The organism is Actimicrobium sp. GrIS 1.19 (assembly GCF_035984655.1).
Taxonomy (GTDB): Bacteria; Pseudomonadota; Gammaproteobacteria; order Burkholderiales; family Burkholderiaceae_D; genus Actimicrobium.
Genome location: NZ_JAXCHT010000033.1, coordinates 1 through 20,882 on the forward strand (window position 1 = coordinate 1; position 20,882 = coordinate 20,882).

Genomic DNA, 20,882 nt, shown 5'->3' on the forward strand with positions numbered 1-20,882 from the left:
AGGGAATATTGTTATGTGGCGAGGCATGCGTCGGCTGGCAGATATGCAATTCGGTTTTAATCTTGCCTCAGAAAGATATGGGTAATTGAAAGGCTGATGCGCCGCTTACCGCTGTTCGGTGTCGTTTCCCACTTTTTGCATCAGCGATGGTCACCACAACAGATTGGCTGCACACTGCGTCGGATGTACCCCGATGATCCCCACCTGCGCGTCTCCCACGAAACCATTTACACGGCGCTTTACGCGATGCCACGCGGCGAACTGCGTCGTGACTTGATTGCCTGTCTGCGTCAGGGCAACGACGCGCGTCGCCCACGCTCACGTGGCACGGACCGGCGCGGCAGCATCCCGGAGATGCAAAGCCTGCACATTCGTCCGCCTGAAGTCGCTGATCGTTTGATCCCAGGACACTGGGAAGCCGATCTGATCAAGGGTGCCTTCAATCGCTCGGCGGTCGGGACGCTGGTGGAACGCACGACCCGTCTGGTGATACTGGCGCGCATGCCCGACGCCAGTGCTGCGTCGGCGTTGGCTGGTTTTACCGCCGCGCTCAACAGGGTCGCTGCGCCGTTGCGCAAGACGATGACCTATGACCAGGGCCGCGAGATGAGCCGGCATCGCGAATTAACAGCCCAAACCGGTGTTGCCATCTACTTCTGCGATCCGCACAGCCCTTGGCAGCGCGGCAGCAATGAAAACACCAATGGCTTGCTGCGCCAATACATGCCCAAAGGCACCGACCTGTCGCACCTGACGCAGGATGATCTCGACGCCATTGCTTACCAGATGAATACCCGGCCGCGCAAAGTCCACGACTACCGCAGTCCGCTCGAAATCTACGGCGAGATTATCGACAATTTAAAGCAGGCCGAATCGGCTACGATCCATTAACGTGTTGCACTTGGTTCTTGACTCCGCCGTCTCTGAACTTGCCGTCGAAGCGAAAGCGATACCAGCACATTGCCTGAAGCGCCGAACAGCGAACTTTTCGTTGTTCTCTTCTTGGTATTACATGGTCGGCGATTCGGTAAATTCATGTATCTGTCCAAGGGCCGAGAGGCCAAAAGGTCGGCACAAGCTTTGCATTGGATGGTGCAGTGCGTTTTATTGTCTTAAAGGAGTTGCCACGATGAAAATCGATACAGCAATGGCATTACGCCACCTCTACGCGAGTGAAACCGGCCCTTTATCCAGCGCTGTCCGCGACAACGTGGCATCGTTTTCGGCCGCGCTGAGCACGGCCTCGGCAGGTGCGTCGAGGTCGAATGCACAGGGCGCCAAACAAACCGACTTTACCAGTATGACTCGCAAGGAAATGCAGGAGTGGAGCAATGACCAGATTCGCAGCGGGAAAATGTCGCTTGATGACGGCAGGCCTTTTATGGCGATGGCGATGAAAATTCCGGTGAGTGGCGGCACTGGCGGCGCGCTGCAGGCTTCCAGCGATGGCGAACGCTTCGATTTCACACAGCAGGCTCGCGCGGGCATCGAGGGAGCGCTTTCGCGCAACGACGATGTAACGCGCAAGATGCTGGAGTCGGCCATGAAGATCATGCAGCGATACCAAGGCGAACCAATCGGCGTCGATACCCGCGCGTAAAACAAAATGGCCGGCTTCCCGGCCTTCCTGCATCAAGCTGAGTTCAGCAGCAGGTCGAAGGATGCTGGCTGGAGTTTACGCGCGGCAGCGGACGTTTTTTACGAGGCTGACGTCGGTCGCCAGATGCGTTCCCGGCGCCGCCAGTCAATTCCTTCGGGCAGCATCGACAACTGGGCCTGGGGTCAGGGAAACGACGCCGCTGGTCAGAGTAATTGAGGCTTGGGAGAAAATTTTCGGCCCGGCTCGATCCGGTCGACCTTGACGGCGCCTGGCCAGCAGACACGGGCCGTCAACGCCGGACCATCGCCTCTTCTCGCTGTCGTCGCGCCGGCGACGACATACAAAGGTTCATCGATTCGCCCTGTCTTCGGCGCCATAGTTTTCCTGACCGGCCCGCCGACCTTCGCCAATGCGACAGAACCCGCACCGCCGGCGCTTGTCGGACACTCCGCAATTTTGGGTGTACGATCAAATCCGACTTAAATGGTGTCGCATGATTAACAGATGTTGCCCACCGCGCACTGCGGGGGCTTCCCACCAAAAGGAGCAATTCGCCGTCGCTGTGTAACTCGCTGCGGAGGCAATCGCTCACCGTGCAAATCTCTTCACTCTGAGGATTATATGAACATTGGAATCATTGGGGCCGGCCACATCGGCAGCGCCCTCGCCATTCGGCTCGTTAGTCTCGGTCACTCGGTGTATATCGCCAACTCGCGCGGGCCTGAATCACTGAAAGACGTGGCCAAGAAAACCGGCGCCAAGGCGGTGACGGCCCAGGAAGCGGCCCGCCACGGCGACATGATCGTGGTCACCATCCCGCTTAAAAACATCCCCGACCTGCCCAAAGACCTGTTCGCGGGCGTGGCGGCCACCGTGCCGGTAATCGATACGAGCAACTACTACCCCATCCTGCGCGACGGCCACATGCCGGAGCTGGAAACGGGTGACCTGACCGAAAGCGAATGGGTGCAGCAGCATCTCGGCCGTCCGGTGGTGAAGGTGTTCAACAACATCTACGCCGACCACCTGCAAAACAAGGGACAGCCAGCTGGTACTCCTGGCCGCATCTCCCTGCCGGTGGCTGGCGACGATCCGGTGGCCAAGCAGAAGGTCATGGCGCTGGTCGAGGAACTGGGCTTTGACGCCGTTGACGACGGCAGTCTGCACGCGTCGTGGCGGCAGCAACCCGGCACCCCCTGCTACGGCGCCGACATGCCGGCCGACAAACTGCGCGCGCATTTCGCCAGCCTCGGCACAGTACGCACCGCGGCACAACACGCCGAGTACCTGGCCAACCACGCCAAGCAGGAACAGGCGATGGCGGCGCAAGGCAACAGTCTGAAGTAGCAGCCAGCCGAATCACCGTCGCCTGCACGGCCGCGTTGCGACAGCGGCCCCATCAGAGCGGTCGACGCCACAAACAATCAGGGCCGGCGCGTGTGTCGGCCCCTGCTGCGTGAGGGCGGGCGGCGCTTCAATGCGTGAGCGACGAACGCATAATTTTTCTGGAAAAGGGAGACAACAGTATGTCCAGCGCTTCAGATTTCGACTTCTTCATCGGCAAGTGGTCCGTTTCGCATCGCCGCCTGAAAGAGCGCCTGGCCAACGGCACGGAGTGGGACGAATTCTCAGGCACCACCGAGACCCGGAAAATCCTGGGCGGAACGGGAAATTGCGATGAAAATTATCTCCAGTTGCCGGGCGACGCTTACCATGCGATAACGCTGCGCACATTCGATCCCGCCACGGCACAGTGGGCGATCTGGTGGCTCGACGGCCGTCACCCTGGCAATCTGGACGTGCCGATGCGCGGGCAGTTCGTCGATGGCGTCGGTACCTTCCTGACCAAGGACACCTTTCAAGGAAAGCCGATCATGGTTCGGTTCCTGTGGCAGGTTAAACCGGACGGGACGCCGCGCTGGGAGCAAGCCTTCTCGTCCGATGATGGCCTGAACTGGGAAACCAACTGGACCATGAACTTTACGAAGAGCGCATAAATTTCACCACCGCCGCCGCTGCCCGCGCGCATTGCAGGCACCGGCAACGGGCATCGCCACGAGCGGGTTTGCCAGTGCCGCCGCAATCTTGCCAGGCTAACGCACTCTCCGCGTGCGGGGTTGGTGATTGGGGCGGAGGTCCGTGTATGTTCCCGGATGATCGGCAAAGCCAGTCCTCGTGACTACTGGCTGAATGGCCGTTTTTCCCCATTTTGAAAAAGGGGCAAATGGCACGCAACCCCGGACCATTTCCTTATAGCTATAACCGCGCCCCTGATGGCTTCCACGGTTTCAAGGAAGCTGTCTTCGCAACGAAGCCCGGACTTCAGATCCACGGCATTGTGGCGCGTCCGGATAGGCGCCATCAATCGATCCGCTACCGTTCGTACGCAACCAGTCGCGGCAGCTCCGCCGGCGTGAAGCGGGCTTCACGCAATTGCTGCAGCGCGGCCTGACGTTCGGCTTCCGAAACAGCGGGCTGCGCCAGAAGATTATTACGGGCACTCAAAAACTGATCGATGCGCTGCTTCCACGTCGCTTCTTCCTTGTCCAGGTCCGAAAACCGCGCTGCCGCCTCGGGCGTCAGCTTGGCCGCGCGCAGACGGTAGACGTCGTCGTCGGTGCCACCATTGGCGCGCAGTTGCGCTACCGATTCTTCCAGCTTGATGACCTGTTGCGGCGCATCCCGGGCTTCGCGCAGGGGTGCGGGCAGGGCGGCGTCGAGCGCCGCCAGTTGCGCCGTTTTTTGTGCCGCACTCAAATGTTCATCCTGGCTGATTTCCATCTTCGCGACGGCATCGGCGTTGTAAGCGTCGTCGAAACCGAACAGGCCTGCGCTTTCCGTGGCACTGAAAAACTGGCTGCGCAGCTGCTGCATGGCAGTCAGCCGGGCACGCGCGGCGTGGGCTGGGCTGGCGCTCTTTTGCATGGCGATTTCCGCGCCGGCCAACGCCTGTTTGTAATCCAGATAGCGACCCAGCAGGCGACGCGCTTCGGCGGCGGCGGAGGGCTTCAGAAGGCGGCCAAGTTCCGCTTCGATCTCGGCCCGAATCGCCGGCAGCGATTTTTCTCCCTGCGCTGACAGGTAGTAATCGAACAGTCGTCCGAGCGCGGCGTCGACCACCAGCGCGTCGGCCGCGTCCACTTTGACATCGGCATCCGGTGTCGTGCCGGCGAGTGAACGAACAAACGGAAACGGATTGGCCGCAGCCGGCGGCGCGGTCGGGCGCGCCGGCTCGTCGGATGGCCACGCCAGCGCGACCAACACGGCAACCCCCAGCGCCATCGGGCCGATCCACTTGGTATGACGTTGGAGGAAGTTCATGCCGGCATGTCCCGCTTACAGGCCCATGTTGCGCAGGCGATTGGCCTGCTGACGGAACAGCGTGACCGGATTGACTTCCCAGATATTCACCAGGCCGACCGTCTGGTTGACGGCATCAAGATGATTCATGGCGTAGTCGTCGCGGATCACACGGCCCAGATGGCTGGAGCAGCTCGACACCAGACCGTCATTCCTTTCGCCACCAAACGCCAGCGACGTCAGTGCCAGTGCCGGGTCCAGGATGTCCAGCACGTTGGTATAGGGCTGCGCGCCGCTCCATGAAAAATACGCCACGCCGCGCGCGTTGTACGCGCCTTCGCCGCAACTGCTGGTGGGCATGCCTTCCGGATGACGGGCGTTGAATTGCTGGCTGCCGGCGGTGCTGAGTGAAACGTTGGCGGCTACGGCATTTTGCGGCAGCGTTGGGCTACCGGACAGGAAGCTGATCACCTTGGCAAGGCCGTTGGTGATCGAGCCCAGCACCGCGTTGGATAACGAGCCGGCCGGGGTCAGGCCAATCAGGATGTCCGCGACTTTGGAGCCGTTGTTGACGCCATCGACGCTGGTCACCGAAGCGATCAGATCCGGCCGCACCGAGGCGACGTACCGGGTGGTCGGGCCGCCATGGCTGTGGCCGATCAGGTTGACCTTGCCGGCGCCGGTTGCAGCAAGAATTTGTTTGACCTGGGTCAGCAGTTGTTCGCCGCGCACTTCAGTGCTGTTGGCTGCCGATACCGAGACCGTGTACACCCGCGCACCGTCAGCGCGCAACGCGTACGGAATGCCAAAAAAATATTCAACAGGTCCGATATTGTCGAAGCCGAACAGGCCGTGTACCAGCACGATCGGATAGCGGGTTTGCGTGTAGCCGGTCGCGAACGAAGCGGTCGGCAACATCGCCAGGGCGAGACAGCTCGCCGCGAGAAATTTCCAGAACAGTTTGATCATTTTGTCTCCGTCAGTTTATTTTTTTAAAGGCTGAGGTGTGATGCAGGGAAGAGAGTCGGACACCTTCATGTTGAATTGCGTCTTCAAGACGAAAAAACCGCGCGCGGCGCAAAAACCAGCCGGGCCTCTATGGGCCCGTGACTGCTTCGATCGCCACTTTTCGGTTCGGGAAAATACCGAGCGCTCGCTCGGTATCGAATTGATACTAGGCGCTGGTTTTGGAATAAGCAAGGTGCAGCGCAACATCGCACGGGCGCGCGCCGCCGGGTATGTTTCGGCGCCGTCGGCGCGAATCTGCGGGCCGGCGCGGGCCGGATTTTGGCGCGATTGCCCGTGCTATAGTTTTGGCTTGATTCGACCGAGGACCTCCCGTCAGATGGACATTCAGGTTCTTCCCGCCCACTTCACGCTGGCGCAATTTCGCCGCGCTGCACCGCTTAACGAAACCAATATCTGGGAATTTCTGTTCGATCGCAACAGCGCGCGCATCGGCGTCAAACGCCGCGACACCGCGGTTGAAAATCTCGAAAAAATCTTTGTCGCGACCTTTCGCCTGGCTAATACGGTGGGCTTTCCGGTCATGACCCTGCGCGATCTGTGCCGCGAGACCGGGTTGTCGATGGGTGGTCTGTACGCGTATATCGAGAACAAGGATCAGCTGGCGGCGATGATCGAAGATCTGGTGCGCCACGTGACCCAGATGCTGCCGGCGTGGTTTGCCCATATCACGCAACCCGCGGCGCAAATCGAAAGCATCGTGCGCGCAAATATTTTCCTGGCCGAGATGTTCCAGCCCTGGCTGTATTTTGTTTTTCTGGAGTCGCGCACCTTGCAGCCTGCGCAGCGCGATGATGCCAAGGCTGCTGAATTATTCATTCAATCGCACCTGACGACATTGTTCAGCCATGCCGGCGAGTTTGACGATGGCACCGCCGCGCTGCTGGCGGCGCACTGCATGTCGCTGGTGCAGGACTGGCATCTGAAGCGCTGGAAATTTCGCGCCGCCAACGTGCGCGTTGACGCGTTTGCCGACAGCGTCATCGATCTGCTGCGCAGCCGCCTGGCCGCAGCGGGCGGGCGCCTGAAGGAGTGACGAACTGTCGCGGGGCGTGGTTGTGGCACGCTTCACCGTTGCCGTCGCTGGATAAAAAAAAGCACCCGCAGGTGCTTTCATGTGGCGCGGCGCGAGAGTAAATCTCAGGCCTTCAGCGACTGCATATCGATGACAAACCGATAGCGCACGTCACTCTTGACGACGCGATCGTAGGCTTCGTTGATCGCCTGGATCGGAATGATTTCGATATCCGGGGTGATATTGTGTTTGCTGCAGAAATCCAGCATCTCCTGGGTTTCCTTGATCGAACCGATCATCGAGCCGGCCAGCGTGCGGCGTGAGCCAATCAGATTGAATGCACTGACTGGCGGTGTCGCCGCATCGGGCACGCCGACCAGCGTCATGGTGCCGTCGATTTTCAGCAGCTGGAGATAATCGTTCCAGTCGACGGCGGCGCCGACCGTGTTGATGATCAGGTCGAACTGCCCCGCCAGTTTGGTGAAGGTCTGCTTGTCACTGGTCGCGTAATAATGGGCGGCGCCAAATCGCAGTCCGTCTTCCTGTTTCGACAGCGACTGGCTCAACACCGTCACCTCCGCGCCCATCGCATGGGCAATCTTTACCCCCATGTGTCCGAGGCCGCCGAGGCCGATGATCGCGACCTTCTTGCCGGGACCGGCTTTCCAGTGATTCAGCGGCGAATACAACGTGATGCCAGCGCACAGCAACGGCGCTGCCTTGTCCAGCGGCAGGTTGGCGGGAATCGACAGGACATAACCTTGCTTGACGACGATGTGGTCGGAATATCCGCCGAAAGTCGGCGTCACGCCGTCGGCCTCGACGCCGTTATAGGTCTGCACCAGGCCCGGCATGTACTGTTCCAGATCGACATTGCGGGTGCTGCATTGGGTGCAGGAATCGACGAAGCAACCAACACCGACATGGTCGCCAATCTTGAATTTGGTGACGTCGGCGCCGACAGCGGTCACCACGCCGGCGATTTCATGGCCAGGCACCATGGGAAAGATCGAACCGCCCCATTCATCGCGTGCCTGGTGGATATCCGAGTGGCAGACGCCACAAAATTTGATCTCGATGGCAACGTCGTCAGCGTTGGGAGCGCGACGTTCGAATGAAAAGGGAGCCAGTTTTTCTTTGGCGGCAGAGGCCGCATATCCGCGTGCTCGTGTCATTGTTGATGATCCTTTTAAAGTTGAAACAATGACTACACTCTAGCGTAAGTTGGGAAAGCGGGTGCGAGGCGATGCCGGCGCACGAAACTGCGGCGCCCCAATTTTCGGGCCGTGCGAGAGATTGCGTTGGGGGTGTCGTGCTGGATGGGTCGTTGCGGCCGAGGTGTTTTTCAGTCGAACGCAATTGCGTGGAGCGGGAATGCGTTGCGGTTGCCGGTATTGCGGAAAGGCCCCTCGAATGTTGGCATTCAACACGCGAGGGGTAATTCAGTCTCGGTTTTTTTATTGATGATTTTTGCGGTCTTTGCTGCGGTGATTAACCCATTCGGTGTTAACTACTCGGCAATCACCGCTGCTTTCGGCCCGCCCGGAGGGGTTGCTGTCGTTACCGTGACCGGCACAACCGGCGCCACGGCCGGTAATGGCAAATTCGTCGTCTCACCCATTACGATGCGAAACAGTGTCGGATAATCATAAGCGGCGCCTGAGGCAGCATCGATACCGGCGCCGATAATGCCGCCGAACAGAATATTCCCCGCCATCATGCCCTTGGTCGACGACTTGACCACGCCGATCCCGTCAGGCACACCGGCTTTTTCGCACAAGACGTTCATGTCGGCATAGGCACGGTGCACAGTGACCGTGCCCGGCGTCGTCACGTAATACACACCCTTGTCATTCTCCAGCTTGCAGCTTGCACCGGCGACGGCGCCAGTGGTGTGCATTGTCTCGACGGAGACGATCTGGCTGGTTCCATTGACAATGGATGCGCATCCCGACAGCGAAGAAATTGCAATCAGCGCCAGCAAAATGCCCGAACGTTTCAATCCCCAATTTTTCAGCATTATTTTTCCCCTGGATAGTATTTTTAGTTATTTTATTGATTGGCATGGCAATGAAACAGTACTGATGCAAGCCATGGCGCGACTGGCTTGCATGACTACACAAGGCGTGACGGATTACGATGAAATGGCGCGCGCTCCTTGAAAATGGAAAATGGCGATGCATAAAAATTGACGGCAACGGTATTTGTCAATCAAACAACAAATGCACGATAGCATGATTTTATTGTTGATTTCAAGTAATTAAAAGGCGGTATTTTTTTGGGGACGTAACGTCAATCCAGTAGACCAATCTATTGCGGGCTGGCTGTTTGTCCGGAGTCGGCGCTGACGGGCGTTGGTTTGGCGGTGGGAGGTACTGCAGGCTGGCGCAGTGTCATGCGCGAATTGCGCGGCAACTGCGCGCTTGATGTTACTTTTTGCTGCGGTGCGGACGATCTGCCCAGAAAGCGAAATGAAGGATGGCTGATCGCCGCCTCATTTTTTGGTCAATTTTGGCGCCACGGGTTTTTTTGCATTGACCTGCTTTTCCTTGTCGTATTGCTCAAGGCGCAGCAGCGTGTCGGCATAAGAGACGAATTGATTCAGATAGTCCGGTGAAATTTCTCGCATCAGGGCCAGCGAGCGCAGCACCAGCATGTGCGAATTGATCGGACCGGCATTCTTCGGCGCCTGCTCAAGGGATTGCGCGACCTGTTGCTGCGCACTCAGTCTGGACCAGGTATTCCTGAAATTCCGAATGGCGTTGAGTTCGGTGCGCGCTGCGGTTTTCTGCGACGCGTGTAGATCGGCACCGCTGCCGGCGTGCGTTTCAAGATGGCGCACCAGGGTGCCGAGTGATGGTTGCTGCTGGCCGGGATCCAGCGTCCGGGTATAACGCTGCACGCCGCTGAAGTCGCCGGCGCCGAACAGTTGCTGTAGCGTGCCGGCAGCCTCCGGGGTTTGCGCATTCGTCCGGTCCATGACTTGCGCCGCATCCGATTGCGCCTGCCCGAACCGCTGCTGCAACGCGCCCAGCGCCTGTGCCAGTTTCGCTGCAAGCAGGCGATTGACCTGGGTCGATTGCGTCGCGCCGCGCCGGACCAGCGCTTCGAGGTAATGCAACTGCACGGGATCGAAGCGGTCGGCGCCCGCCGCGCGCAGCGACCCGATCTGTGCGGCGAAATCCGGCTCGGCCGCGCGCGCTGGCGCGGCGCTTGCCGCGTGATCCGGTTCAGTCATGTGGCGCGACGGCGGTGCCGGGCGTTCTTGGTACCGGCGCCATTTCCACCCGCCGGTTCTGCGCGCGTGCGTCGTCGTCGGTGTTGGGTGCCACCGGCTGCTCAGCGCCAAAGGCGGCGGCAAACACCATCGACGATGGCATCCCTTCGTCGATCAGCGTGCGGGTGACGGTCAGGGCGCGTTGCGCCGACAGTTCCCAGTTGTCCGCAAAGCGACCGCCCCGGATCGCCTTGTCGTCGGTAAATCCGCTCACCATCAGCAGCTCACCGCGTGCGGTCAGGTAGGCGCGCAGTGGTGTGACCAGGCTATTGAGCAGTTGCCGGCCGTCCGGTTGCAGCTGGTTCGAATTGAGCGCAAACAGCACCTGGCCGCTGATGCCGATGCGGCCATTGTTCAGCGTGATGCGGCCGGTCGCCAGCGGGATGGCGAGGGCTTTCTCCAGCGTCATGCGGCGCTGCTCTTCGACCTCGCGCTTCTTCACTTCGTCCTGCAAGTGCGCGGTCAATTCCATCTGGATGCCGATCACGCCGACCAGGATCAGCACAAACGCGCCCAGCAAGCCGGACATCAGATCGCCAAACACGGCCCAGACCGGCGCCGTGTGTTCCATGCCAGCGTCGCTGTCGTCCATCAACGGACCTCGTCGGCCAGCGTGGCTTGCTTGCCGGGCAGTTGACGCAATTCTTCGACCATCTGCTTTTGCGACGTCATGCTCAGGTCGATGATGTCACGCGCCTGCGCCACGTAATAGGCGAGCTGTTCGTCGCTGCGCGACATCGACTTGTCCATCGCCGCTTCAATCCGCTGCAGGTTGCCGATCAGCTTTTCATTGGCGTCACTGAACGACTGCACCGCAAAACCAAACGCGTCGCTCAGGCTCGATACATCCACCGCACTGCTGGTGACGTGTGCGGCGATGTCGGACAGTCTGGCGGATTCGGTGGCGATGTTGTCCGCAAAGGCGCTGCCGGCCGTGTCGAGCGTCTGCGCCGACGATGCCACCAGCGCATCGATCACGCTGCGCTGCTCCACACTGGCGTGATTGATCGCACCGAGCAGGGTATTGAGCGTTTCCATGATGCGGCTGCGTTCTTCCAGCAATGCGTTATCGCGCGCGACGCCGCTGGAGATTTCCTGGCGCAGCTGGCCAATCACGTCCGCGGCAGCGCGCGGCGCTTCGGAGGCGGTTTCGATCAGCCGTGTAATCGGCACTTCGAGTGCCGTTCCAAGCGTCGTCAAATGACTCGTCAACGCCGACTGCAACTGGGCCAGACGCTCGACGGCGGCATCGCCGCGCAGCGCTTCCTCGTTCCTGAGCGCGCCCAGCTCGCTGCCCAGCAGGCTGCTGAGTTGCGTCATGCGCTGGTTGTGCTGGTCGAGCCAGCCCGCTTCCGAGGCGATGCGGGTGCGCATCAATTCCTCCGCGGCGGTGAGCAGGCGCGAGGTTTCAGCCAGCGTGGTGCTGGCGCTGGCTTGCGTCCGGGTGGCGATGTCTTGCGCGGTTTGCGCCACGGTGTCGCAGATGCGCTGCTGCTGCGCCAGCGTCTGTGCGCCGGTTTGCTGCAATTCGTGTGTTAGCGCGGTGGCCATGCTTTGCAGCGATTGCGTCCACGCCTGTTGTCGCTGCTGATCACCGGCGGCGTGCTCGGCCTGCAGGCTGGCGTAGGTCTCGGCCACCGTGCTGGCGTTGGCACTGAACCGTTCTGACAGGCCATCGAGTTGTCGCTGCACGGTATCGGCCATGCGCGCGTGCAGCGCGGTTGCGTCCTGCGCAATGCCGGTCATTGCCGCCTCGACCACTGGCTGGATGCTGGCGCCGATGGCGTGTGCGCTCTGGCTCAGGCTCTCGCGCAGGGATTGATCGACGTCGCGTGCGAGTCCGGTGTAGACCGCCTTGATGTCGCTGTGAAATCCTTCCTGGTTGCCCAGCAGGCGCTGGCTAAGCTGCTGGCCAAGCTGCTGGTGCATGTCTTCCATTTTCACCATCATCGATTGCAACTTGTCGACCACGGCGGGCAAGGCCTGCGATTGCAGCTGCAGCGCCTTGTAGGTTTCCTGGCGCTGATGCGTCAATGAAAAGCGCCGCAAGCCGGTGGCGATGCGCGTATCCAGCAGTTGAGCTACCAGCAGGCGTTCGCGGCGGCAGAGTGCCGACATCAAGCCCAGCATGGCCGACGCCGCAACCCCTGCCACGGAGGTGCCGAAAGCCAGTCCCAGTCCCTTCACCGGAACCGCCAGCGCGGTGCGGATGGCCTGCAGATCGGTGGTTTTTTCGAGTGCGAAGACGGCGCCGTTGAGCGTGACAACCATGCCGAGGAAGGTGCCCAGCATGCCCAGCATCACCAGCAGTCCGACCAGATAGGGCGTCAGTGCGGGGCCGGGCAAGCCGACCCGCTCGCCCTCGATGCGCATGCGCACGACGTTCTGCAACGAGGCCGGCACATTGCCGAGCCAGTCGCCGAGCTCCGGCAGCTGTTCGGGAATCGCTGCCAGTGCCGCTGCCAGCGCGCCGGTTGCGTGCCGAAACTGGCGCAGCTCAAGTGCGCCAAACACATACACCGCACCGATGATGGCGGTCATGGCCAGCGCCAGCAGGCTGGTGCCGATAAATCCGGCGCCGACCCAGACGACGGCCAGTGCACCGAGGAAGAAGGCGGCTGTAAATAAATGTCTATGCATTGCTTTTCTGTTCGTTGAATGCTTCAAGAAGGCCTGCCGTTGGTTGCAGGCGCAGTGCCAGTTCGGCCTGCAGCAGCGTTTGCAGGTCAGCGCAAAAGCGCGCCAGCCAGCCACCCGGTCGGGTCCAGCTGACGGGGTTGTCGTCCTGCCGTGCATCAACCAGCTGCTGTTGATGGGTGTGGAACAAGTCGGTAAAACGTTTTTTGAGAAGCAGCGGCACCGAGGCGAGCAACTTGCTCTCGCGCTCGCGCAGTATTTTCTCGAGCACCGCATCCAGCTCGGCCAGTTTCCGCAGTCGTGGCGAGGTGTTCGCCAGCGCCTCGCGGACGTTGACCCGCAGCGGCTGGATGGTCATTTCCATGTCGCGTTGGTGCGCATCATAGAACCGGCGATAGGGCGCAAAGGACGCTGCGATGTCCATCGGCAGCGCCAGCACCGGCGTCGGCAACTTGATATGCGCCCTGGCCAGGCCGGGTGCGCCGCTGTCGATGATCGATTGCGTCAAACGCGCCTCGATCCGCGCGAATTCGCGCGTGAGCGCAGCATCCGGCCCGGCCGCAGCGCCGGCCGCTGCCGACGGTGCACCCGCCGGGCTGTCGCCATGCACCGCAGACAGCGCAATCGCGTCCGCAAAGTGAATCCACATTCCCAGCTTCTCTGCAAACGCCGGGCCTGGCTCGACGACCTCGACGATGGCGAGGTCGGTCAGGCAACGAATCAGTTCAGAGCTGTGGAAATTGGTACGCGGGAACGCTCGCGTCATAGGCAATGGCAATCAAAATCGAAATTAGAGCAGGGTGGCTGGCGCAGCCTGCCGCCCCGGGACTGGCCCGGCAGCCAGCACCACTCAAGTGTCCGGCCCGGATTATATCGCGGCCAACCGGCAGCACCCAAAACAACCGGGATCGTGCATGCCGGCCTCTGGTCTGGGCCACAAGCGTTCATAATGTCCGGCACGCCGCGCGCACGCCAGCGCGGCATCGTCGTTCAACGGACAGCAAGGATTCAGCGCCCATGGTTTCAGCACACGAAGCATTCCAACGACTGGTGGACGGCAATGCCAGGTTCGCCGCGCAGGTCAACAACCCCGACGCCGCGCAAGCGGATGCACGCCGCGCCACGCTGGTGATGGAGCAACAACCGTTTGCGATCATCCTGGGCTGCTCGGACTCGCGCGTGCCGGCGGAGCTGGTCTTCGATCAGGGCTTCGGCGACCTGTTTGTGATTCGTGTCGCCGGCAACATCGTCGCGCCATCGCAGGTCGGCAGTGTCGAGTTCGCTGCCGCGCGCTTCGGCATTCAGTTGGTGGTGGTGCTCGGGCATTCCCAGTGCGGCGCGATTCTGGCGACGCTGGAAGAGATCCAGATGCCGACCGAAAATCAGTCACGCAATTTGCAGGCGATTGTCGACCGGGTGCGTCCGTCGCTCGAGGGCTTGCTGGCGACCGATCTCAAATTCGACCGCGAGGCGCTGCTCAAGCAAGCGGTGCGCGCCAATATTCGCGCATCCGTGAATCACCTGCGGCACGGCTCCGAGGTGCTGGAGCAACTGATCCGGGACAATGGCTTGCTGGTGGTTGGCGCCGAGTATTCGCTCGAGTCCGGCGCGGTGACGTTCTTCGACGGCGTGCCGGAAACGGTCCGGCGCACGTAATGCAGAAGCGGCAGAAGCGGCAGAAGCGGCAGAAGTGACGTCGGGTGCGGACTACGTCAACGCCAGTCCGCCGTCGATCACCAGCGTGTGGCCGACCACGTAGCTGGCGTCGTCACTCACCAGCCACGTCACTGCGGCGGCAATTTCATCGGCTGCGGCAAAGCGCTTCATGGGAATCATTTCCTCGACCTGCGCGCGGCTGGCCTTGCCGTCGGCGATACGCTGTTCCCAGCGTGCCGTCCACGTCACACCCGGCGCCACCGCATTGATGCGCACGCCTTGCCCGATCGCCTCCAGCGCGACCGAGCGGGTCAGTCCTTCCAGCCCATGTTTCGCCGCGCTGTACATGGCCGCGCCAGGTGTCGGACGAATGCCGTTGACCGAACTGATGTTCACAATCGCGCCGCGGTCTTTCATTAGCTTGAGTTCATGCTGCATGCACAGGGCCGGCACCCAGAGATCGCTCAGCAACGTGCCCATCAAGGCGTCGGCATGGATCTGCGCGAACTGCCCGCCCGAAGTGATCGCAGGCGAGGCGTTGTTGACGGCGACCGCAAGCTGCCGGTACGTCTTGCCGACGTAAGCGAACAATTGTTCCAGCGCCGCAGCCTGCGACAGATCACATTCCTGGAAGTCGACCGACTGCCCCAGCTCCGGAAATTCTTCGACGCAGCCTGCCCAGGTGGTCGTGTTCCTGCCGCAGGTGACGACGAAGTATCCCTGGCGCACCAGTGCCCGCACCACGGCGAATCCGATGCCTTTGCTGCCGCCGGAAACGAACGCGACTTTTTTTGCTGGATCGTGCTGTGCATTCATGCTGTGCGTGCCTCGCTGGTTGATGACAACGCCCGCATCTGGGCGTCGATGCGCACAATGTACGTGCAGACGGCCGCGATGTCGATCCGTCACGCAGGGCGCGACTATGCCGGGCGGTTGCCCTTTGCACTGGCCCGGCGCGCATGGCTTGCTGCGGCGATCAGGAGGGCGAGCAGGACCAGGGCCGTGGCGACAGCGAAGGTGAGATGCAGGCCGGTCGCCACCGCACTGGCTCGCGCCGTCATGAGGTTGCCGCTCGCCGATCCGAACGCGAACACTGCACCCATGAGCGCGGCGCCGGTGATCAGCCCCAGATTGCGCGACAGGTTGAGCAGCCCGGCAATCACGCCGCGCTCGGCGGGTGCAACCTGATGCATGACGGCGGTGTTGTTGGCCGCCTGGAACAGCGCGTAGCCGGCCGTGATGACAGTCAGCGGAGCGACATAGCCCGCCACCCCGAATCCGCCCGGCAGCAACGCCAGCAGGGCGCAGCCCACTGCCATCGCGACCAGGCCAACGATGCTGCTGCGCTGCGCGCCGATCCGGTCCACCAGTCGCCCGGCCGGCACGCCCGTGAGTGCAGCGACAACCGGGCCGGCCGACATGGCAAGTCCGACCCGGGCGGCGTCAAGCGCCAGCGCGCCGGACAGATAGAACGGTCCCACCACCAGAGTCGCCATTACCACTGTCGTGACCAGCAGACTGGTCGCGAAGCCGGCGCTGAGGATCGGGTCGCGGAACAGCGCCAGGCGAATCAGCGGCGCTGCGGCATGCGCCTCGGTGCGCACGAACAGGCTGACGCCGATGACGGCCACCGCCAGCAGTGCGGCGTTGAGCAGGCCGACACTGCCGCGTCCCAGCGTCATCGCCAGGGCATACGCGGCCAGTGTCAGTGCCAGCAGCAGGGTGCCGATGTGATCAAAGCCGATCCTGGCAGCGCTGGCGCGTGGCTGGTCGACGGGCAGGAAGCGCCGTGCGAGCAGCCATGTGAGCAAGCCAAGCGGCACACTGATGAAGAAGATCGCCGGCCACCCGAACCCGGCAATCAGCACGCCGCCCAGCGTCGGCCCGAGCGCGGTGCCGACAGCGGACATGGTGCCGAGCAACCCCATCGCGCTGCCGGTCCTGGCTGGCGGCACCGTCGCGCCGACAAACGCCATGGTGAGCGCCATCATGATTGCCGCACCCAGCCCTTGCGCGCTGCGGGCCGCGATCAGCAGCCACAGCGACGGCGCGACGCCGCATAGCGCCGAGGCGCCAGTAAACAGCAGAATGCCGCCCAGCAGCAGCCGGCGCCGACCCATCAGGTCGCCGAGCCGGCCAATGCTGACAATCACGGTGGTGATGGCGAGCAGGTACGCCAGCACGACCCACTGGACCTCCTGAAAGGTCGCGTTGAACGCCTGCATCAAGGTCGGCAAGCCGACATTGGCGATACTGGTGCCGAGCGAGGACAGCAGCATCGACAGCGACAGGCTGGCCAGTGCCAGGCGCATCGCAATGCGTTCGGCGGCCGCGGCGGTCGCCATGGCGGCGTCTTGTGGAAGCTGTTGTTGCATCATCACCTCTGGTCGTTGGTCAACGCGCATCATCGCGTTGTCGGAATCATGCGCGCTTGTCTGATGCGGCGAAAGACGCACCGATTGCACTTTATTCATGCGTCCAACGCCATGTCAGAAGCAAACTGCGGTATGGTCGGTGCATGGCGATACCCGATTTGAATCTGCTGATCACGCTCGATGCCTTGCTGGCAGAGGGGAGTGTGGCGCGCGCCGCGCGCCGCCTGCGACTGAGCCCGTCGGCGATGAGCAGGGCGTTGGCGCGCTTGCGCGAGACCACCGGCGATCCGTTGCTGGTCAGGGCGGGGCGCGGCCTGGTTGCCACGCCGCGCGCGCTCGAACTGCGCGAGCGGGTCCGCCAGCTGGTCGACGAGGCACAAGCCGTGCTTCGCCCGGACCAGCAACTCGACCTTGCACAGCTGGTCAGGACCTTCACGCTGCGTACCCGCGAAGGCTTTGTCGAGAACTTCGGCGCCGACCTGATTGCCCGTGTCGCTGCGCAAGCGCCGGGCGTGCGCCTCGCCTTCATCGATAAACCGGACAAGGACAGCAGCGCCTTGCGGGACGGGTTGGTCGATCTGGAGACCGGCGTGATCGGAAAGACAGCCAGTCCCGAGTTGCGGGTCCAGAGGCTGTTTCGGGATCGCTTCATTGGCGTCGTGCGCGTCGGCCATCCCCTGTGCGACGGCAGGATCACGCCAGCGCTTTATGCCGCCGGACGACATATCGGCGTGTCGCGGCGCGGCGGTGCGCCGGGGCCGATTGACGAAGCCCTCGCTCAGGCCGGACTGCAGCGCCAGATCATTACGCTGGTGGGCAGCTTTTCGACCGCGCTGGCACTGGCCAGGGATTCCGACCTGATCGCCAGCGTGCCCGAGCGCCATACCGGAAACCTGCGCGCCGGCATGCACGGTTTTGCGCTGCCGGTTGCGGTTCCCGAATTCACGCTGTCATTGTTCTGGCATCCGCGACTCGACGCCGATCCGGCGCATCGCTGGTTGCGCGCGCTGGTGGTTGATACCTGCGCGGCGAAGCTTGAGGCGTCTTCCGGTTTGCGACGTTGAACCGTCGGGGTTCAGCGCCGGCCGATCAGAATCCCCAGCAACATGCCAACGCCGGCCGCAACCATCATCGACTGCATCGGCTTGTCGCGCACGTAGTCGCTGCTCATGTCGACACTGCGCACCAGCTTGCGCCTGGCCTGGTTGGCGACGCCCCGGGCGGCATGCCGCAGTGTTGAAAATTTCAGAATCAGATCCTGGTACGCCTGGTCCAGATCGGCATCGGTCAGACTCTCGGCGCGGCCCATCAGCGCATCGAGCTCGGCCTTCATGCGGTTCAGGTCGGCATGCAGCATCATTGACGACGCCTTTGACTGCTCCTGCGATCCGGCCTGGAAATGTTGGCCGTTGCCGTTGGCAGATTCGGTCGATTGACCGGTCGGCGGTGAGGAGATGGTTGCGGTCATGGCAAATCCTTTTTGGGGTGGGCGATGTTATCCGCCAGCCGGAATGCAAGCCATGTGCCAGTCGGAATATCCCCGCAGCGTGCAGGGTTTGCCGCGTGCGTTTGAACAAATTACGTGTAACGCCGGTCATCGCTACCGATGCGGCCGGCTTGCCGACTCGCTATACTCGGCGCGTCCATCCACTGCCATGAAAGTCCTCCCGCATGCTTTGCTTCCCGGTGCACCCATGATTGCTGCGCGCAAGTCGCTTGACGGCCTCTCGGCCGGACTGATGTTGATCCTCTGTGCATGCTGGGGCATGCAGCAAGTTGCCATCAAGATTGCCGCGCCGGGCGTGGGCACGATCCTGCAAACCGGCGTCCGTTCGTTGATTGCAGCATTGCTGGTCGCCGCACTGATGCTCTTGCGCGGCACCGCATTTTTCGGGCGTGACGCCACGCTGTGGCCGGGTGTCGCGGCCGGCCTGCTGTTCGCGCTGGAGTTTCTGTGCGTGGCAGTGGGACTCAATCACACGACGGCGTCGCACATGGTGGTGTTCCTGTACACCGCGCCCATTTTTACCGTGCTCGGATTGCATTGGCTGGTGCCGGGCGAGCATCTGCGGCTGGGCCAGTGGCTCGGGATTCTGATTGCCTTTGGCGGCATCGGCCTGGCATTTTCTGCCGGCTTTGAGGAACATGGCAGCACCAGTACGCTGATCGGCGATGGCCTGGGCATTCTCGCCGGGGTGTTGTGGGCGGCGACGACGATTCTGATCCGCCGTTCGAGTTTGTCCGAAGCGGCACCGACCAAGACCTTGCTGTATCAGCTGGGCGTGTCGGCGCTGGTGGTATTGCCGCTGGCGGCAGCGATGGGGCAGTTTGGCGCCGTGTCGATGACGCCGGTCATCTGGGCCAGCATGGTGTTCCAGTCGGTCGTCGTGACGTTTGCCAGCTATCTCGCGTGGTTCTGGATTTTGCGACGCTATCTGGCCTCGCGGGTGTCGGTGTTTTCGTTTCTGACGCCATTGTTCGGCGTCGGCTTCGGCGTGCTGTTGCTCAACGAAACGGTCGGCGTGCGCTTTGCGACCGGTGCCGCATTGGTGCTTGGTGGAATTGTTCTGGTGAACGTGAAGCGTTCGCCGCAACCAGTTCCGGTCTGAGGTGAACGTGTGGATAAGCTGCGTCGGCCTGGTCCGCCGGCGCGCCGGTTCGGCGTGACACAACGCCCGGTTTTCATTCGCGCGGCAACACACCGTGCCGACAAAAGTCAAGCGTGAAGTTACACACAACTTCTGTGGATAACATTGTGAACAAGTTGGTGGGTACTCTTCAAGTCGTTGATCTGTATGGAGAAAAAAGGTCTGACTATAAATGAGGCAGGGTCGGCGGCGCGCCGATTATTTAACGACAGTGGTGCAATCGACAATGGCATGCGGCAGACGCAATGACAGCCGCAGGGCCAGCAACGATGGGTATTGAAAAGGGATTGGGGTGCACCGGCGCATTGTGGTGGCTTGAATCAGGCTTACGGGATCAGATTACTTGTTCAGTGGGGCGACCGACGGGGCTCGAACCCGCGACAACCAGAATCACAATCTGGGACTCTACCAACTGAGCTACAGCCGCCACTGATGATGACATCCCCGACAGCAATTTGGGGAAGACGCGAATTATACAAAGATGTCGCCGGACTGGCAATTGAATTCTCAGGCGGATTTGGCGGTGCTGTCCGGTTCGAGTGCGCTGAGTTTGTTCAGATCGGCGACGGTGCGGCCGTAGCTGTCGATGCTGATCGAATCCTGAAAGCGCATGCCGAAGCGAAAGTCGTCGTGGCGGTATTCCTTGACGTCGTAAACCACCGACGCCAGCGCGTGATCGCGCGCTTCGAAGATCACGAACAGGCGTACCCCGGTTGCCGACAGGCTGGCCGCATCGTGGCCGTGCAGTGGGCTGTCTTCGGTGATTTCGTGCATCAGTGTCCAGGTCAGGGCAAACACCGGCAGGCGCGGACGCAGCATCTCCAGTTCGTGGGTGCGGCGAAAGGTTGTCCCCTCCAGCGTTTTTTCCGGCATCAGTATGCTGACATGGGCCACTGCGTTGCTGAGCAGGCTGGCACGTGCATTGCCGATGCGCAGCATCAGGGTGGGGTGGCCATTGTGCGCGGTGATGACGGCGACATCGGCAAAGCGGATCTTGGAGCGCGATTTCGAGAAGCGCACAAAAATGATGCCGGTGATGATGGCCGTGAATGTCATGCCAGCCAGGATTTCAATGGCGGACATCACATGGCCGTAGGTCGTCGCCGGAGCCATGGTGCCGTACCCGACCGTCGCCAGCGTTTCGACGCTAAAGAAAAACAGATCCCAGAACTCGCCGGGGCGGGCGTTGGCAACGCTACCGGGCGAGAGCGCATACAAGCCGGCAAACAGGATGTTGATCAGCAAATACAGCACCATCGTCAGCAACGCAAACCAACGCGTCGGCATGCTCATCGCCAGATAGTACGGATCGCGGAAGTCGACGCCGCGCAAACTGGCTCGCCGACAG

Annotated in this window: 20 protein-coding genes, 1 tRNA gene and 1 pseudogene; 9 read left to right on the forward strand and 13 right to left on the reverse strand. The window is 61.6% G+C overall.

Annotated elements, in window-relative coordinates; all coding sequences use genetic code 11:
• Positions 1–114: 114 nt before the first annotated feature.
• The 4 genes and pseudogenes from RCH09_RS17515 to RCH09_RS17530 all read left to right on the forward strand — a co-directional run.
• A pseudogene (locus RCH09_RS17515) lies at positions 115–891 on the forward strand (IS30 family transposase); the annotation flags it as partial.
• Positions 892–1,129: 238 nt separating this feature from the next.
• A complete protein-coding gene (locus tag RCH09_RS17520; RefSeq protein ID WP_326942433.1) occupies positions 1,130–1,600 on the forward strand; it encodes a hypothetical protein in 471 nt (156 codons plus the stop codon).
• Positions 1,601–2,221: 621 nt separating this feature from the next.
• On the forward strand, positions 2,222–2,947 hold the full coding sequence (locus RCH09_RS17525) for an NADPH-dependent F420 reductase (RefSeq protein ID WP_326942434.1): 726 nt from the start codon (positions 2,222–2,224) through the stop codon (positions 2,945–2,947).
• 134 nt (positions 2,948–3,081) lie between these two features.
• Positions 3,082–3,597 (forward strand): DUF1579 domain-containing protein, encoded by a 516-nt coding sequence (locus RCH09_RS17530; RefSeq protein WP_326942435.1) that lies wholly within the window; start codon positions 3,082–3,084, stop codon positions 3,595–3,597.
• A gap of 376 nt (positions 3,598–3,973) precedes the next feature.
• Here RCH09_RS17530 and RCH09_RS17535 read toward each other — a convergent pair whose 3' ends face one another.
• Both RCH09_RS17535 and RCH09_RS17540 read right to left on the reverse strand, forming a co-directional pair.
• Positions 3,974–4,921, reverse strand: a complete 948-nt coding sequence (locus RCH09_RS17535; RefSeq protein ID WP_326942436.1) for a lipase secretion chaperone — start codon at positions 4,919–4,921, stop codon at positions 3,974–3,976.
• Positions 4,922–4,936: 15 nt separating this feature from the next.
• Positions 4,937–5,869, reverse strand: a complete 933-nt coding sequence (locus RCH09_RS17540) for a lipase family alpha/beta hydrolase (RefSeq protein ID WP_326942437.1) — start codon at positions 5,867–5,869, stop codon at positions 4,937–4,939.
• A gap of 376 nt (positions 5,870–6,245) precedes the next feature.
• Between RCH09_RS17540 and RCH09_RS17545 the strand changes: the two genes are divergently transcribed.
• Positions 6,246–6,962 (forward strand): TetR/AcrR family transcriptional regulator, encoded by a 717-nt coding sequence (locus RCH09_RS17545; protein ID WP_326942438.1) that lies wholly within the window; start codon positions 6,246–6,248, stop codon positions 6,960–6,962.
• Between the two features lie 104 nt (positions 6,963–7,066).
• Here RCH09_RS17545 and RCH09_RS17550 read toward each other — a convergent pair whose 3' ends face one another.
• Together RCH09_RS17550 and RCH09_RS17555 are read right to left on the reverse strand one after the other, a co-directional pair.
• Positions 7,067–8,116: an NAD(P)-dependent alcohol dehydrogenase gene (locus RCH09_RS17550; protein WP_326942439.1), complete on the reverse strand. Its 1,050-nt coding sequence runs from the start codon at positions 8,114–8,116 to the stop codon at positions 7,067–7,069.
• Positions 8,117–8,451: 335 nt separating this feature from the next.
• Positions 8,452–8,841 carry a hypothetical protein gene (locus tag RCH09_RS17555; RefSeq protein ID WP_326942440.1) on the reverse strand — a complete coding sequence of 130 codons (390 nt, stop codon included), beginning with the start codon at positions 8,839–8,841 and terminating at the stop codon, positions 8,452–8,454.
• 37 nt (positions 8,842–8,878) lie between these two features.
• On the opposite strand from RCH09_RS17555, the gene RCH09_RS17560 reads away from it, so the two are divergent.
• Positions 8,879–9,103: a hypothetical protein gene (locus tag RCH09_RS17560; protein WP_326942441.1), complete on the forward strand. Its 225-nt coding sequence runs from the start codon at positions 8,879–8,881 to the stop codon at positions 9,101–9,103.
• A 332-nt stretch (positions 9,104–9,435) separates the two neighbouring features.
• On the opposite strand, the gene RCH09_RS17565 is transcribed toward RCH09_RS17560, so the two are convergent.
• From RCH09_RS17565 to RCH09_RS17580, 4 genes are read right to left on the reverse strand one after another with little or no spacing between them, the layout of a single operon-like run.
• Entirely contained in the window at positions 9,436–10,179 is a 744-nt protein-coding gene (locus RCH09_RS17565; protein ID WP_326942442.1) for a DUF2894 domain-containing protein, read from the reverse strand.
• Positions 10,172–10,810: an OmpA family protein gene (locus RCH09_RS17570; protein ID WP_326942443.1), complete on the reverse strand. Its 639-nt coding sequence runs from the start codon at positions 10,808–10,810 to the stop codon at positions 10,172–10,174. Before RCH09_RS17570 ends, RCH09_RS17565 begins: the two co-directional genes overlap by 8 nt.
• Positions 10,810–12,858, reverse strand: a complete 2,049-nt coding sequence (locus tag RCH09_RS17575; protein WP_326942444.1) for a hypothetical protein — start codon at positions 12,856–12,858, stop codon at positions 10,810–10,812. Before RCH09_RS17575 ends, RCH09_RS17570 begins: the two co-directional genes overlap by 1 nt.
• Entirely contained in the window at positions 12,851–13,621 is a 771-nt protein-coding gene (locus RCH09_RS17580; RefSeq protein WP_326942445.1) for a DUF3348 domain-containing protein, read from the reverse strand. The genes RCH09_RS17575 and RCH09_RS17580 overlap by 8 nt, the downstream gene beginning before the upstream one ends.
• Positions 13,622–13,872: 251 nt before the next feature.
• Between RCH09_RS17580 and RCH09_RS17585 the strand changes: the two genes are divergently transcribed.
• On the forward strand, positions 13,873–14,511 hold the full coding sequence (locus RCH09_RS17585; protein ID WP_326942446.1) for a carbonic anhydrase: 639 nt from the start codon (positions 13,873–13,875) through the stop codon (positions 14,509–14,511).
• A gap of 51 nt (positions 14,512–14,562) precedes the next feature.
• Here the strand turns inward: RCH09_RS17585 and RCH09_RS17590 are convergent, their stop codons facing one another.
• Positions 14,563–15,327 carry an SDR family NAD(P)-dependent oxidoreductase gene (locus RCH09_RS17590; protein ID WP_326942447.1) on the reverse strand — a complete coding sequence of 255 codons (765 nt, stop codon included), beginning with the start codon at positions 15,325–15,327 and terminating at the stop codon, positions 14,563–14,565.
• Between the two features lie 104 nt (positions 15,328–15,431).
• Entirely contained in the window at positions 15,432–16,856 is a 1,425-nt protein-coding gene (locus tag RCH09_RS17595; protein ID WP_326942457.1) for an MFS transporter, read from the reverse strand.
• A gap of 173 nt (positions 16,857–17,029) precedes the next feature.
• Between RCH09_RS17595 and RCH09_RS17600 the strand changes: the two genes are divergently transcribed.
• Positions 17,030–17,950: a LysR family transcriptional regulator gene (locus RCH09_RS17600; RefSeq protein WP_326942448.1), complete on the forward strand. Its 921-nt coding sequence runs from the start codon at positions 17,030–17,032 to the stop codon at positions 17,948–17,950.
• An 11-nt stretch (positions 17,951–17,961) separates the two neighbouring features.
• Here the strand turns inward: RCH09_RS17600 and RCH09_RS17605 are convergent, their stop codons facing one another.
• Positions 17,962–18,354 carry a DUF883 family protein gene (locus RCH09_RS17605; RefSeq protein ID WP_326942449.1) on the reverse strand — a complete coding sequence of 131 codons (393 nt, stop codon included), beginning with the start codon at positions 18,352–18,354 and terminating at the stop codon, positions 17,962–17,964.
• 226 nt (positions 18,355–18,580) lie between these two features.
• On the opposite strand from RCH09_RS17605, the gene RCH09_RS17610 reads away from it, so the two are divergent.
• A complete protein-coding gene (locus RCH09_RS17610) occupies positions 18,581–19,495 on the forward strand; it encodes a DMT family transporter (RefSeq protein WP_326942450.1) in 915 nt (304 codons plus the stop codon).
• A 390-nt stretch (positions 19,496–19,885) separates the two neighbouring features.
• On the opposite strand, the gene RCH09_RS17615 is transcribed toward RCH09_RS17610, so the two are convergent.
• Both RCH09_RS17615 and RCH09_RS17620 read right to left on the reverse strand, forming a co-directional pair.
• Positions 19,886–19,961 (reverse strand) — tRNA-His (locus RCH09_RS17615).
• A gap of 80 nt (positions 19,962–20,041) precedes the next feature.
• The gene (locus RCH09_RS17620; protein WP_326942451.1) at positions 20,042–20,866 is read right to left on the reverse strand and encodes an ion channel; all 825 of its coding nucleotides are present in this window, start codon (positions 20,864–20,866) and stop codon (positions 20,042–20,044) included.
• Positions 20,867–20,882: the final 16 nt, after the last annotated feature.